14 protein-coding genes and 2 tRNA genes are annotated in these 14,150 nt (G+C 60.2%); 10 read left to right on the forward strand and 6 right to left on the reverse strand.

All coding sequences use genetic code 11. The features are described from left to right. Positions 1 to 280: 280 nt before the first annotated feature. Both HMPREF2943_RS06125 and mgtE read right to left on the reverse strand, forming a co-directional pair. Positions 281 to 469: a hypothetical protein gene (locus tag HMPREF2943_RS06125; RefSeq protein ID WP_246817280.1), complete on the reverse strand. Its 189-nt coding sequence runs from the start codon at positions 467 to 469 to the stop codon at positions 281 to 283. Positions 470 to 627: 158 nt separating this feature from the next. Then, positions 628 to 1,992 (reverse strand): magnesium transporter, encoded by a 1,365-nt coding sequence (gene mgtE / locus HMPREF2943_RS06130; RefSeq protein WP_070446076.1) that lies wholly within the window; start codon positions 1,990 to 1,992, stop codon positions 628 to 630. An 85-nt stretch (positions 1,993 to 2,077) separates the two neighbouring features. On the opposite strand from mgtE, the gene HMPREF2943_RS06135 reads away from it, so the two are divergent. Then, complete coding sequence (locus tag HMPREF2943_RS06135; protein ID WP_070711095.1) at positions 2,078 to 2,980, forward strand: DUF2262 domain-containing protein; 903 nt, start codon at positions 2,078 to 2,080, stop codon at positions 2,978 to 2,980. Here the strand turns inward: HMPREF2943_RS06135 and crtI are convergent. Beyond that, positions 2,977 to 4,491 carry a phytoene desaturase family protein gene (crtI, locus tag HMPREF2943_RS06140; RefSeq protein ID WP_070711096.1) on the reverse strand — a complete coding sequence of 505 codons (1,515 nt, stop codon included), beginning with the start codon at positions 4,489 to 4,491 and terminating at the stop codon, positions 2,977 to 2,979. The genes HMPREF2943_RS06135 and crtI overlap by 4 nt on opposite strands. Before the next feature lie 5 nt (positions 4,492 to 4,496). Then, a complete protein-coding gene (locus HMPREF2943_RS06145; RefSeq protein WP_070711097.1) occupies positions 4,497 to 5,354 on the reverse strand; it encodes a phytoene/squalene synthase family protein in 858 nt (285 codons plus the stop codon). Between the two features lie 93 nt (positions 5,355 to 5,447). On the opposite strand from HMPREF2943_RS06145, the gene HMPREF2943_RS06150 reads away from it, so the two are divergent. Both HMPREF2943_RS06150 and HMPREF2943_RS06155 read left to right on the forward strand, forming a co-directional pair. Next, positions 5,448 to 6,188 (forward strand): ABC transporter ATP-binding protein, encoded by a 741-nt coding sequence (locus tag HMPREF2943_RS06150; RefSeq protein WP_070446086.1) that lies wholly within the window; start codon positions 5,448 to 5,450, stop codon positions 6,186 to 6,188. A gap of 3 nt (positions 6,189 to 6,191) precedes the next feature. After that, positions 6,192 to 8,738, forward strand: coding sequence for an ABC transporter permease (locus HMPREF2943_RS06155; protein WP_070711098.1), 2,547 nt, complete (start codon positions 6,192 to 6,194; stop codon positions 8,736 to 8,738). A 36-nt stretch (positions 8,739 to 8,774) separates the two neighbouring features. Here the strand turns inward: HMPREF2943_RS06155 and HMPREF2943_RS06160 are convergent, their stop codons facing one another. Further along, positions 8,775 to 9,134 (reverse strand): FluC/FEX family fluoride channel, encoded by a 360-nt coding sequence (locus HMPREF2943_RS06160; protein ID WP_070446091.1) that lies wholly within the window; start codon positions 9,132 to 9,134, stop codon positions 8,775 to 8,777. Next, positions 9,131 to 9,448 carry a fluoride efflux transporter family protein gene (locus HMPREF2943_RS06165; RefSeq protein WP_070446093.1) on the reverse strand — a complete coding sequence of 106 codons (318 nt, stop codon included), beginning with the start codon at positions 9,446 to 9,448 and terminating at the stop codon, positions 9,131 to 9,133. The genes HMPREF2943_RS06160 and HMPREF2943_RS06165 overlap by 4 nt, the downstream gene beginning before the upstream one ends. A gap of 84 nt (positions 9,449 to 9,532) precedes the next feature. On the opposite strand from HMPREF2943_RS06165, the gene pgm reads away from it, so the two are divergent. From pgm to HMPREF2943_RS06200, 7 genes are all read left to right on the forward strand, one after another. Continuing rightward, positions 9,533 to 11,149 carry a phosphoglucomutase (alpha-D-glucose-1,6-bisphosphate-dependent) gene (pgm, locus tag HMPREF2943_RS06170; RefSeq protein WP_070711099.1) on the forward strand — a complete coding sequence of 539 codons (1,617 nt, stop codon included), beginning with the start codon at positions 9,533 to 9,535 and terminating at the stop codon, positions 11,147 to 11,149. 23 nt (positions 11,150 to 11,172) lie between these two features. Further along, entirely contained in the window at positions 11,173 to 11,634 is a 462-nt protein-coding gene (locus HMPREF2943_RS06175) for a MauE/DoxX family redox-associated membrane protein (protein ID WP_070711100.1), read from the forward strand. 17 nt (positions 11,635 to 11,651) lie between these two features. Continuing rightward, positions 11,652 to 12,119 (forward strand): MauE/DoxX family redox-associated membrane protein, encoded by a 468-nt coding sequence (locus HMPREF2943_RS06180; protein WP_070446099.1) that lies wholly within the window; start codon positions 11,652 to 11,654, stop codon positions 12,117 to 12,119. A gap of 59 nt (positions 12,120 to 12,178) precedes the next feature. Then, a complete protein-coding gene (locus tag HMPREF2943_RS06185; RefSeq protein WP_070711101.1) occupies positions 12,179 to 12,934 on the forward strand; it encodes a DsbA family protein in 756 nt (251 codons plus the stop codon). A gap of 89 nt (positions 12,935 to 13,023) precedes the next feature. After that, positions 13,024 to 13,096 (forward strand) — tRNA-Ala (locus HMPREF2943_RS06190). Between the two features lie 22 nt (positions 13,097 to 13,118). Further along, a tRNA-Ala gene (locus HMPREF2943_RS06195) sits at positions 13,119 to 13,194 on the forward strand. A gap of 34 nt (positions 13,195 to 13,228) precedes the next feature. Further along, entirely contained in the window at positions 13,229 to 13,963 is a 735-nt protein-coding gene (locus HMPREF2943_RS06200) for a fructosamine kinase family protein (RefSeq protein ID WP_070711102.1), read from the forward strand. Positions 13,964 to 14,150 lie beyond the last annotated feature (187 nt).

Below are 14,150 nucleotides of genomic sequence, written 5' to 3' on the forward strand. Positions count from 1 at the left end.
GACACCAAACAAAACAAACAACTCAATACACAAAGAGAGACCGTTGAAACACCATTACTGTTTCAACGGTCTCTCTCTTTTCGTTTTGCAGTTTTCACCGTCCCCCACAACAACAAAAAAAGGGGGCGGGCCCGGCATTAATCCGTTGATGGCACCATTAAACCATCTACAGAGCTGCGCTAGCAGCCGACTGAACCCCACGCCCAAAGACACCCAAAAATACAGACCCGAAAGTACAGGTAGGGGCCTGCGCTCTTTACGTGCTGCTGCACCTAAGCCTCTAAGAGGCAGCCGTGAGGCGGCAGACTGCCTCCCGGATGACCTCAGGGCGCTTGCAGAAAGCAAAGCGCACCTTGCACTTCCACGGTTCCGGGTTGTCCGTGAAAGCGGCTAGCGGGATGGCGGCCACGCCCTTCGTTTCGGGCAGCTGCATGCAGAAATCAATGCCGCTTAAACCGGTAGAAGACACATCGGCAACCACATAGTAAGTGCCGCCGGTGCCATACAGGTGGAAGCTCGGCTGCTCTAGCGCGCGCCAAGGATTGTGTCCAGGAGGATGGTGAGGCCCTAGCGCGGCCGCAGTTAGTTAGGCAGGTCGCGCGATGGAGCTTAGCGGGTCTTATCGGACTAGATGCCCAACACCGATTTTGCGATGAAGAAGTAGATAATCAAGCCCGTCGCGTCACAGAACGTGGAGATGAACGGGTTAGAAAACACAGCAGGGTCCGCACCAACCGTCTTGGCCACAATCGGCATGAGGCCGCCAACGGTCGCTGACATCGAGCAAATAAGAAACAGGGTGGAGCCGATCACGATACCGATATCGAGGCCGTAGACCACCGTCGCCAAGACGAGACCAGCCAGTCCGAGTACGGCGCCGAGCAGCATTCCGACGCGCAGCTCGCGCCACATTACGGAAAGGAGGTCGCGCGTTCGGACGTCGCCAAGCGCGAGCGCACGGGTCACTGTAGTAGCCGCTTGGTTTCCTGTATTGCCGCCCGTGCCAGTGAGGAGGGGAATAAACAGAGAAAGTACGACCGCCTTGGCCAGGGTGTCCTCGAAGGAATCGAGAACCCGCACGGTCAACAACGCTGACACAGCGAGCACGAGCAGCCAGAGAATGCGGGAGCGAACGAGCTTGAGCAACGGCGTCGACAAGTAAGGCTGCTGGAGCGCTTCCGTACCACCGGAACGAGCCGAGTCCTCGCTGTCCGCTTCCTCCATGATGTCCGTGGCATCGTCCCACGTAAGAAGACCAACGAGGCGGTGGGAATCATCCACAATCGGCAGCGCCAGCATATCGAGGGGCAGGAACCACCGTACGGTTTCTTCAGCGTCAGCAGTCGCCCGCGCATAAACCGGTTCCTTCATGATGTCCTCAATGAGCACGCCCCTCTTCGCCGTGAAGAGATCGCGCAGGCTTACGACGCCCACCAGGCGACGGTCCTTGCGCGTCACCGGAACGGTATAGATGGTCTCCAGTTCATCGGCGGTATCGCGTAGTGTGCGCAGGGCATCTTCCATGCTCATTTCCGGGTGAATGTCGGGCACCTCTGGCGACATACGACGGCCGACGGAGCCCTTCGTGTATCCAAGGATCACTCCGGTGACGTCGCGCTGGGTCTGGGTCAGCGATCGGAGGAGGCGATCCGCAATCTCGGCGGGCAGCTCATCCAAGAGCGCCACTCGGTCTTCGGGATCCAACTCGTCGAAGAATTCATAAACATCGGCATTCCCCAGCTCATCAATGATGTCCGCCTGGTGCTTTGCATCGAGCGCATCAAAGACCGCGATGGACTTTTCCCGTGGCAGCAGGCGGAGGGCTAGCGCAGCGCGGAGCGCATTCTGGCGCTCTACAATCGCGATGAGCTCTTGACGGGGAACGCGAGCTAAGAGTTCCTGGAGGCGAGGGGCCTTTTTAGGATCAATAGCGTCTTCTTGCTTCAGCCATGCCTCTACGGTCTCGCTGGCCTGTTCAATAGTTTCTGCCATCGCTTCGCCTTTCCACTCGACGTCAACCTCCTCAGACTACGCTATGCAGCGCTGTACGGCCTTTTCGCAGATGTAGTATTGCGGCATGCTTTCCCTCTACCGTGAATTCTCGGGCAATGACGTTGTTAAAACGATACTGAGCTTCGAAGAGACAGAATTTCTCTTCGTCGTGGCAGACACCCCGAAGAAGTCGGTGAGCGATGATCCCTACGCTGAGGACAAAACGCACATTCAGCTCATGAGCTTGCCTGGAGTTGCTTTAAAGTTGATGCCAGAAGGAGAGCTGATTACTGGTGACGTCGACGTGCGCTATCCGCAGCTCTTCCAGACTGTCGCAGGAAAAACGCTGTGGGATCCGCGCGAGGTTGCAGAGCTTGAGCCTTTCAGGGTGCTTCATGCTCGGGGTAGCCACCACTCCCACGAGAGGAGCAAAGAACACTACGTCGATATCTGGGAGATCCTCCCAGACGTGGATGACACAGACATGGAGCAGCTTCTTGCCCGGATTGACGTTCCGGTAGAGCTTGATTCCACATTCGGTCCGTTGGTGCTCGACCGTTGTACAAATACATTCGAAGGCAGGGCAGAAGAACTCGGAGTTGATATCAGCATCTGGTATGAAGGGGAGGAGCTTCTTCTCGCGGAGAGTACGAATCTCAAGCGGAAATTCAAGGCACCCCTCACTGTGATCAACAAGGTCCTCAGCGCCGAGTTCCTCGATGAGGCCCAGCGCTTTGCTGCTGCACAGGCCCTCCGAGCCGCCAACCGTTGGCGCCACGACGTCGCCTTGTCCGAGTGCAACAGCGTCCCGGCGCCGGAACTCACTACTAATGACGTATACGCCAAACTCACTCCCGTTGCTGTCGAGGTTCCTCAACGCGGGAACCTCAGCGTCGAGTTTGATGATGGCTATCTTTTTGGCGGTCACCCCGTAACAGTGAAGGTAAGACGCAACGGTAAGCCTGCATCCCTTGAGCTCGATGCTTAGTACTGTTCACGCATCCGCGTGAGGACGTTGTGGGCCGAAATCAGGCACATGGGCACGCCCACGCCCGGGACCGTGGTGCCACCGGCGTAGTACAGGTTGGGCAGCTTACGGGATTGGTTCCGGCCCCGGAAGAATGCGGACTGGCGCAGCGTATGGGCAGGGCCTACGGCGCCGCCGGACCAGGAATTGTACTGCTCGGCAAAGTCGGCGGGGCCGAGCGTGCGCTTGACGACGACCCTCTCCTCCAGATCCTCAATCCCCATCCAGGACCCCAGCTGCGCCACGGCAGCACGGGCGATGGCGCTAACGCGGGGAGATTCCGCAGCGCCGTAGGCATCGCCATGGCCGTAGGATTCTTCTGCCGGAACGGGAATGAGGATGAAGAGATTCTCGTAGCCTTCCGGAGCCACACTGGAATCGGTGGCAGAGGTTTTTGAAACATAGATCGACTCCGAGGAACCCAACGGCCGCAACGGCTCAGGGCCGTGGTAGACGGCCCTAAAATCGGGGGTCCAGTCTGTGCTGAATAGCAGCGTATGGTGTGCCAGCTGCGGAAGGGCACCCTTCACACCGAGGAAGACTAAAACGGTGCCTAGGCCAGGGTCACGGTGGGCAAAGTAGCGTTCCGGGTATGTTTGCAGGTCCGTGGGAAGCAGAGCGGTTTCTGTGTGGTGCAGGTCTGCGGCGGAGACGATGGCGTCGGCGGGGATCATGCGGCCGTCGTCAAGCGTGACGCCCGTCGCGCGCCCGTGCGCGTGGTTGATTGCTACCACCGCTGTGCCAAGCTTGAAGGAGGCGCCGGCTGCTTGCCTCGCGATAGCGTCGACAACAGCCGCGAAGCCTCCTAAGGGGTAGCGCACGCCCTCCACCAAGTCCGTGTGGCTCATCAAGGAATACAGTGCCGGCGCGGCCTGTGGTTCGGTGGAGAGAAACACCGCGGGGTAAGTCAGGACCTGGCGCAGGCGGTAATCCTTAAACTGGGCGGCCACCAGCGTATCTAGTGAGCGAGTCAGCAGCAGCGCGAGCGAGCCCAGCCGGGTGAGGACGTCTTTGTTGAGAAGCTGCGTGGGGCGGGAGAAGGTGGTGTATAAGAAGTTGCGCAGGGCAATGGCGTATACGTCGGAGGCCCTGGAGAGGTACGCGCGCACCTTGTCGCCAGCTCCCGGCTCCAAGGATTCAAAAAGCTCTGCTACGTTATCCACGCCCGTTTCTATATCGAGGGTCACGCCGTCTTCGTTGATAACACGGTAGGCAGGGGAGAGGTCCACTAGGTCCAGCTCGCGCCCGGTACTGGTGCCGCAGGCGCGGAAAAACTCATCGAAGGCCTCCGGCATGAGGTACCACGAGGGGCCGGTATCGAAGCGGAAGCCATCCACGGCCAGGCTTCCCGCGCGTCCACCAACGCTGCGTTGCTTGTCGACGACCGTCACCCGCATCCCCTCCCGCAACAGCAAGGCAGCGGAGGCTAGGCCTGCAATACCAGCGCCGATGACAACAACATGTTTGCTCATGTTCTTTAACCTTTATTCCGTGCCGCGTGCGCTGCAGCGCGGCTGATGAGGACAGCTTTCCGCGCAGCGGGCACACTGACGCGGGTAGTCATGATCTCGTGCGCAGGAGTGGCGTCGAGGAGATCCGTAAGCTCCGTGAAAAGAGCCGCCGCTGCGGCTACCCCCACCCTGGAGCTCAAAGGAAGCAGGTCCATGGCCGTGCGGGCATGGGCTAAGTCTTCGCGGATATCAGCAATGATTGCGGCCTTCGTTTCCTCATCGAGTTTGTCTGGCTCACGCAGCGTAGGAAAATAAGCGCGGCCCAGCTCAGCGGAGTCTTCGTGCAGGTCCCGCAAAAAGTTGATCTTCTGAAACGCGGCACCCAGGCGCTCCGCTCCTTCTTCGATGCCTTCGGGCCGAGGAGCACCGGCATAAAAAGTATCCAGGCATAGCAACCCAATGACTTCTGCAGAGCCCCGAACGTAGGTCTTAAAAGACTCCGCTGTGTGGGAGGTGCGTGTGAGGTCGCAACGCATGGAGGAAAAGAACTGTGCAACGTGCTCATCGCTAAACCCGCAACGCCGCGCGGAAAGCGCAAAGGCATGCACGATCGGATCAGAGTGAAAACGCTGGGACGGGGCGGTGCGGACGGAGGTCTCGTAGGCGTCGAGAAGCTCGGCGGCGTCCTGGGGGTCGAGCCCGGCGTCGACGATTTCATCGGCGGTGCGCACCATGGCGTATAAATTGCGGATGTCCACCCGGACCCTGGGGGAAAGAAGCCGCGTGGCCAGGGAAAAACTGGTGGAGTAGTGGCGCATGATTTGAGCCGCAGCTGCTTCGGCACAGCGGTCGTAATGTTCCAGAGCGGAAAGAGATGCGCGCATGGAGCATATTTTAGACCACACGCGTCACATAACTTACCCAGGGCAAGATAGGGTAGGGACGTTACTTTCCCCATCTATAAGGAGAACACGTCCATGACCACCCCAACGATGACTGCTGCGGCTCGCGCCGTCGACCTGTTCAAACAATACGGTCAGGGAGACACCGCAGTCACCGCGTTGGACCACGTCGACGTTGAGTTCGCGCGCAACACCTTCACCGCCATCATGGGCCCGTCGGGCTCCGGCAAATCCACCCTCATGCACACCATGGCGGGGCTCGATTCGGCGACGTCCGGTTCGGCCTTCATCGGTGACACCGATATGTCGCAGCTCAGTGACAAGGATATTACGGCCCTGCGCCGCGACCGCCTGGGCTTCATCTTTCAGTCCTTCAACCTGGTGCCCACGCTGACCGCGGCAGAAAACATCACGCTGCCCACCGATATCGCTGGCCACAAGGTGGATAAAGAGTGGTTCGATGAGGTCACTTCCCGCCTAGGCTTGTCCGAGCGCTTGAATCACCGCCCAGCAGAGCTCTCCGGCGGCCAGCAGCAGCGCGTGGCCTGCGCGCGGGCCCTGGTTTCGCGCCCCGAGATCATCTTCGGCGATGAGCCGACCGGCAACCTGGATTCGAACTCCTCCGCCGAGGTGCTCGACATTTTGCGCACCGCCGTGGACAAGGATGGTCAGACCGTCGTTATCGTCACGCACGATGCCAAGGCAGCCTCTTACGCAGACCGCGTGGTTTTCCTTGCTGATGGGCGCCTCGTGAATGAACTCACCAACCCAACCATGGAGTCCATCCACGCCGTGATGGCAGAAATCGAGGGCTAGAACATGGCCACAAAGAACACCATGCGCACGGTGTCCGTGCGCAACATTCTCGCTCATAAGCTGCGTCTTGCCCTGACCCTGCTGGCGGTGGTGCTCGGCACCGCGTTCATCTCGGGTTCCTTCATGTTCACCAATTCGCTCTCGAGCACCTTCGACTCCGCGGTATCTACCGCGTTTACGGGCGTGGATGCGGCCGTGAGCCAGAAGGAGGGCGGCCCCAACCTCGATCAGAAGATGCGCGATGACATCGCCGCCGACCCCGATGTGCGCGCGGTGAATATGCAAAGCAGCCAGACGGTCGTGGTGGCAAACAAGGACGCCGAGGCCTTTCAAACCGGTGGGGGCACCTCCAGCGTGCAGCCCTACTACCCGGAGGAGCAGTCCGTCGGTGAGCCCGCCACGCTTGTCGACGGCTCTGAGCCGAACGGGACCGGCGAAGTCCTCATTAATGATTCCGCCGCTGAAGAGTTCGGTATCCACGTCGGCGATACTCTCCTCGTGGTCCACCCGGACCAGCGTGATGAGGTGAAGGTCGTGGGCGTCGTCAAGCCTGCGGTGGACCAAGGCCCCAGCCTGACCTTGCTCATGGGCCACGAGGCCTTCGTCGAGCGCTATGGCAATTCTGCCCAGTTGAAGGTCGCGGCGGCCGAGGGCGTCGACGCCGATGCCCTCGTGGAGCACCTCAATGAAACCTTCGAGGTCAAGGCGGAATCCGGGCAGAAACTGGCTGAAGAGATTTCAGATCAGATTTCCTCTGCACTGAAATTCGTCAACTACTTCCTTATCGCTTTCGGCCTCATCGCGCTGTTGGTGGGCACGTTTATCATTGCGAATACCTTCTCGATGATCGTGGCCCAGCGCACCAAGGAGTTCGCACTCTTGCGTGCACTCGGCGCCTCCCGTGGGCAGATTACGCGCTCGGTGGTCACAGAGGCCTTCATCGTGGGCCTTGTGGGTTCTGCCGTGGGGGTGATCGCCGGCATGGGCCTGGTGGCACTCATCAAGGCAGTTTTTGAAGCCAAGGACATGCCCATGGGCGGCGGTCTGGGCCTGAGCGTTAGCGCAGTCGTCGTGCCGTTGCTTTTGGGTGCCGTGGTCACCATCATTTCCGCGTGGGCGCCGGCGCGCCGGGCGGGTGCGGTGAAACCCGTGGAGGCCATGCGCACCACCGAGTCTGCGGCTGGTTCTTCGTTGCTCGTGCGCAGCGTGCTGGGCGGGTTGCTGCTGGTTGTAGGCATCATCTTCGCGCTTGTCGGAGTGTTTGTTGATGCCTCCACAGGCATCCGCGCCTCCCTCGTGGGCCTCGGTGCGCTCAACCTAATCCTTGGTTTCTTCCTTGCCGGCCCGGCCATCTCCCTGCCTATCGTTCCGGGGATCGGCCGCGTGGTTGGCGCGCCCTTTGGTGCGGTGGGCAAGCTGGCGTCGACGAATTCGGCGCGTAACCCGCGCCGAACCGCGGCTACCGCGTTCGCTCTCATGCTGGGCGTGGCGCTGGTGACCTCGATCGGCATGTTGGGTGCGACGATGAAAGCCTCGGTTGCCGATGCCGTCGAACAGGATGCCCACGCGGACTTCTTGCTGTCCGGTCCGACGTCCGGAAACTTCCCGACGCCGAACGAGACGGCGCAGCGTGCCCGCGATACCGAGGGCGCTGGCCAGGTCGTAGCGATGAGTACTGCGCCACTACAGGTGGATGGCCAGGCTTCGATGAATTATGGCCCGGAAATGTTGATAAGCCAGGTCATCGATGGCAACGCCGATGACATCCTCAACCTCACCGTGGTCGAAGGCGCCGTGAACACGGGCGAAGAGCCTGGCTTCATCGCCGAGGCCGGCTTGGCTGCGGAGCAGGGCTGGGAAGTCGGTCAGTCCTATGAGCTGGCCGGCCCGGATCCCTCCCGCACCGCGCAGGTGAAGCTCCTCGGCACGTATGAGCATTTTGAGATGCTTTCGGGTCTGGCCGTGTCCAAGTCCGCGGCGGAGGACGTTGTTGACCCCGGCAGTCTCGACGTCATGGTGGTCTCCGTGAATGCGGAAGAGGGCTATGACAAGGAGAAACTGCGCGCCAACCTGGAGAAGTCCGTCAAGGACCTCGTCGTGGTGCAGGTGCGCACCAGTGAGGAATACGCCGGCGAGGCTGCCGGCATGATTGACCAGATGCTCACGATTCTCTATGCGCTACTGGCTTTGGCCGTGGTCATTGCGGTCTTGGGCATTGTCAATACCCTCACGCTGGGCGTGATCGAACGCCGACAAGAAATCGGCATGCTGCGCGCGGTGGGTACCCAGCGCCGCCAGATCCGCACGATGGTCACCGTGGAATCGGTACAGATTGCCCTCTTCGGTGCGCTCATGGGCATCCTCATGGGCCTGGGGATGGGGTGGTCCTTCATCTCCGTGCTTTCCGACGAAGGCCTCGATACCGCGACGGTTCCGTGGTTGATGCTCGCGGTCATGTTCGTGGGCTCCGGAATCGTCGGTGTGCTGGCAGCGCTATGGCCAGCGCAGCGCGCGGCACAGACCCCACCGTTGGACGCCATCGCTGACTAGTACAGCCTGTGGCCGCACAAGGGCGTGCGAGGTAGGTTAGGCGAGAAGCGAACCTACCCACGCTCCGCGCCAGGCCACCACGATTCCCAGGCCGATGGTCCAGAAGAGGTAACGCGCCAAGCGCCACCAGCGCTTGGCCTTTATCATTTCTCCCAGTTCCTTGGCCAGCGTGGACCACGTGGATAGCCCGCCGGCGAGTCCGGCTGCTAGCAGGGGGAGAAAATACTCAGGGGTGTGGGCATGCGTGGCATAGCCGTAGGCCACGCCCGCCACGGCTGCGCCAATGAGGTTGGCGGCAAAGGTACATGTGGGGGAAGGCAGCACACGGGTGAGCAGGTAGCGCCCGCAGCCACCGACAAAGCCACCGGCGAGTACGGCCAGGATGGAGAGAATCATGCGTGCCTCCGATCCTGCAGGCGGTCACCCATGAGGTAGGCCGCGGTGCAACCGACGACCGTCGCCAGCACGTAGGCCCCCGCCTGCGCCGGGCCGAAGCCGGAGGTGAGAAAAGCAAAAGCGGCAAAGCTGGTGAAGCCGCCTAAGAAACCTGTGCCCCAGAATGCCGGAGGCTTGGCATAGCCCATAACAGCGCTGCCGAGAACGTTGATGAGCAGCAGCGGCAGCGCGCCACCCCCGAGAAGCGAAGAAAGGCCAAAGCGGGCCAGCGCCCCGAGCGCGGTTCCGCAGCCCACAAGAAGGATCTGTGGCATAGGCACCATCCTAATTGGAATGCGAAACCAGCGTGAAGCAGGCAAGCTTAGGGTGTATCCACATCCCCAAGGAGGAATCCCACCATGGCACACGAACGCGCCGGCCAACCAGCCCAGCCTTCCGATCTCATTGACATCGCAGAGCTAGTCACCGCGTATTACACCCGCACCCCCGACGCTGATAACCCCGATCAGCAGGTTTCCTTCGGCACCTCCGGGCACCGCGGCTCCGCCTTGGATACCGCCTTTAACGAGGCCCACATTCTGGCGATTACCCAGGCCATCGTGGACTACCGTGCCGAGCAGGGCACCACGGGCGCCATTTTCATTGGCCGCGATACTCATGCCCTGTCCGAGCCCGCCATGGTCTCTGCCCTCGAGGTCCTCTTAGCTAATGAGCTGGAGGTCCGCGTGGATGACCGTGGCCGTTATACCCCAACTCCGGCCGTCTCCCACGCCATCCTGACCAACCCGGGCACCGACGGCATCGTGATTACCCCGTCTCATAACCCGCCGCGCGATGGCGGATTCAAGTACAACCCGCCAACGGGCGGCCCGGCGGATGCCGATGCCACCGACTTGATCGCCGCCAAGGCCAACGACTATCTGCGCGCCGGGCTCGAGGGCGTGAAACGCGTGGCGGTTGACGGCGTGCTGGATGAGCGCTGCGTGAAGCACAACTACGTGGACAACTACGTTGCGGACCTGGCGAACGTCGTGGACATGAAAGCCATCAAGGACGCCGGCGTGCGCATCGGAGCGGATCCCATGGGCGGGGCCTCGGTGGACTACTGGGCGGCCATCGCCGAGCATTACGAACTCAACATGACGGTGGTGAACCCCGAGGTAGACGGCACTTTCCGCTTCATGACGTTGGATACCGACGGCAAGATCCGCATGGACTGTTCCTCCCCGGATGCCATGGCGTCACTGGTGGATAACCGTTCCAAGTACGACCTGGCCACGGGCAACGACGCCGACGCGGACCGCCACGGCATCGTCACCCCGGATGCGGGCCTGATGAACCCGAACCACTACCTGGCTGTGGCCATCGAGTACCTGTTTAGCCACCGCCCCCAGTGGGGCAACGCCGGGGTGGGCAAGACCTTGGTCTCATCCTCGATGATTGATCGCGTCGTGGCCAGCTTGGGCCGTGAGCTCGTTGAGGTGCCGGTGGGCTTCAAGTGGTTTGTGCCGGGGCTTGTCGACGGCTCCCTGGGCTTCGGCGGTGAAGAATCCGCCGGCGCTTCCTTCCTGCGCTTCGACGGTACGGTGTGGTCCACCGACAAGGATGGCATCATCATGGATCTTTTGGCCGCCGAGATCCTGGCGGTGACGGGCAAGACTCCGTCCCAGCGCTACGCGGAGCTGGCAGAGGAATATGGTGCACCGGCCTACGCGCGTACCGACGCCCCAGCTAACCGTGAGCAGAAGGCAATCCTGAAGAAGCTCTCCCCGGAGCAGGTCACGGCCACTGAGCTGGCGGGTGAGGAGATTCTCGCTAAGCTCACCGAAGCGCCGGGCAACGGCGCGGCGATCGGTGGCCTCAAGGTGAGGACTGAGAATGCGTGGTTTGCCGCGCGCCCGTCCGGCACGGAGGATAAGTACAAGATTTACGCTGAGAGCTTCCGTGGCGAAGAACACCTCAAGCAGGTGCAGCAGGAGGCGCAAGCGCTGGTGTCACAGGTTCTGGGAGGCTAACTTCAGGGCTAGGCTAATGGATTATGACAGCCACACAACGCGCCTCGGTGCTTGACCTGGCCAGCGCGCTCGCCCGATTCGGTATGGCCGCCGTGTGGATTATCGCCGGCATACAGAAACTAGACGCCCGGATGGAGATGGCACAGGCCATCCGGGCCTATGGCATCTTCACCCCGGAATGGTCCGAGTACTTGGCCTACCTCATTGCACCGCTTGAAATTGTAGGAGGGCTGCTGCTGTTGCTGGGCCTGTTCTTGAGGGAGGCGTCGGCAGTCGCTGCGGTGGTCCTAGCCCTGTTCATGGTGGGCATTTCTCAGGCGTGGGCGCGTGGGTTAGTCATCGATTGTGGGTGTTTTGGCTATGACCCCAACGACGTGAGCCAAGGTATGAACTACGCGCTGACGCTGCTTCGCGACGCCTTCTTCCTCATCCTCACCGCGTGGACGATCTGGCGTCCATATCGTCGTTACGCTCTCCACCCGTAACTTGTTAGGCTAATCCCGTGTTTAAAAATAAGATCAGCGCAACGCTCGTGCTGGACGTTATCAGTGCGTTTGCGCGATTTTATATGGCCTATGTGTGGATTAAAGCGGGAGCGTCGAAGCTGTCGGACCAGCTCGCGGTATCGCAAAGCATCAAGGCATATGAAATCTTTACCCCAGAGTGGTCCCACTATTTGTCCTATCTGATTGGCCCGCTTGAAGTGTGCGGCGGCCTGTTGCTCCTGCTGGGGCTGTTCCTGCGTCAATCGGCGTGGGTGGGGCAGATTGTCCTCGTTCTGTTCATGATCGGCATCGCGCAGGCATGGGCGCGGGGACTCGGGATTGACTGCGGGTGTTTCTCCGTTAGCCCTGATGAGGACGCGCAAGTGATGAACTACATGATGACACTGCTGCGTGATGTCTTCTATTCTGTCTTAATGGTGTGGACGATCAAGCGTCCTTTCACCAAGTTTGCATTGCACCCTTAACAACGGTGTGTAGACTTTCCATCTATTCGAAATAACGTCATCAAAGGCAAGGTTGTTCAATGAGTACAGTCAAAGACCCCAACTCCAAGAGTAATAGTGGATTCGTCTGGGGCCTCGCTGTTCTGCTGGTCATTATCGCTGTGGTAATCGGCTACATCGTTTATCAGGGGCGGGGTTCACAGACCGATGAGCTGAAGGATTATCCCGTTGAGCCAGTCTCTATGGAGATGAGCTTTGCGGACAACGCGGTGACGCTCAAGGCGCCGGATGCCCCCAAGGACGCTACCGAGGTAGACCTGTATGAGGACTTCTCCTGCCCGCACTGTGGCGACCTGGCGAAGGAGACCGACGGACAGATGAAGGACGCTATTGATGCGGGTGAGCTCATCGTGCACGTGCGTACCTTGAACTTCCTCGATGGCAGCCCGAACGGACTGGAGAGCATCAAGTCCAACACGGGACACTCCTCCAAGACTGCGGCTGCGATGGAGCAGGTGGCAAAGTCCGGTGACGCCACGCTGTACTGGAACCTGCGTAAGTACCTCATGGAGAACCAGTCCAAGCTGGCCAACCAGTGGGAAATGAAGGATTTCGCTGATGCTGCGCAGATCCTGGGTGCCGATGAGGCCACGGTGAAGGCCATCAAGGAAGCCAAGGTTGGTGAAGGTAACCCGGTGGTGACCTCGAACTACGAAAAGCTTGAAAAGGAAACCGGTAGCGTGTCCTCGCCGCGCATCATCAAGGATGGCAAGGATATCCCGGAGGATGATAAGACCTCCATCATGGAATGGGTCAACATCGTTACTGAGAAGTAAATTTAGCGCCCCAACTCGCGATTTGGTGAGTGAATAGGGAGACGATATATTGATACGAGTTGCAATCACAAAGGTTGCACCTCGTATGAGGGGCTATGGCGCAGTTGGTAGCGCACCACACTGGCAGTGTGGGGGTCACGGGTTCGAATCCCGTTAGCTCCACTTTAAAATTCAATATTGCCTTGGGGCTATGGCGCAGTTGGTAGCGCACCACACTGGCAGTGTGGGGGTCACGGGTTCGAATCCCGTTAGCTCCACCATCGGCCGTCTCTTTCGCAGAGGCGGCCTTTTTCTATGCTGGGGAGCATGGATGTTTACACAAAGTCAGTAGCACGAGCCGATCAAGCCGGGGCGGAGGCTGCGGGCCTGCGCTGGTTAGCAGCCGCACGAAAGGACGTTGTGGTGGAAGTTGCGGGGCTGACAGATTCGACGATTAGTACGCGTCGAGTAGCGCAGGCGCGACCGAGTGCTGCTGCAGCGCGGGCGTTTGGTGAAGCGCTGCGGCAGGTTCATCAGGCAGGCGCCCCAGCTTTCGGCGCACCGCCAGAGGGGTGGGAAGGTGCGAACTTCATTGGACGCGTGGAACAACCCTGCGAACCATGTGAATCCTGGGGTGAGTTCTACGCAGAACAGCGGGTGGTGCCATTTATAGAAGGACTTCCGGAGGGGCTGCGGGACAGCGTATATATGGCGGCCGAAGCTATAGCCGCCGTGGACTGGGACGTTGAGCCTGCACGAATTCATGGTGATTTATGGGCAGGAAATGTTTTGTTCCAGGAGAACACGGCGGTCATGATTGACCCTGCAGCGCACGGCGGACATCCGTGGACGGATTTGGCCATGCTGGAACTGTTCGGAACGCCCTACTATGACGAGATACTGCGGGGCTATGGGGCGGGTGAGGAGTACCGGAAGTGGGTGCCGATGCATCAGTTGCACCCACTTGCGGTTCACTCGATGACGCATGGTCCGGCTTACTATGCTCCGCTTGAGCAGGCTGCGCGTGCCACCCTTGAGGCATTGCGATGAGCGCGTGATCGCTCGAAGATTCTGCCGGGGTTGAAAGGAAAGGGGCTCTGGACGCGCTTTGCGGGCTCCAGCATTTCCGTGGCGCTCGACAGCTAGCCCGTCAACACTGGTTTGGTCGGTGGGTTCGCCTTTAAGGGCTTAAGGATCTCGTAGCTCTTGCTGCTTCCGGCAGCACGTGAAGCCGGAC

It is taken from the genome of Corynebacterium sp. HMSC072D12 (assembly GCF_001813925.1).
Taxonomy (GTDB): Bacteria; Actinomycetota; Actinomycetes; order Mycobacteriales; family Mycobacteriaceae; genus Corynebacterium; species Corynebacterium aurimucosum.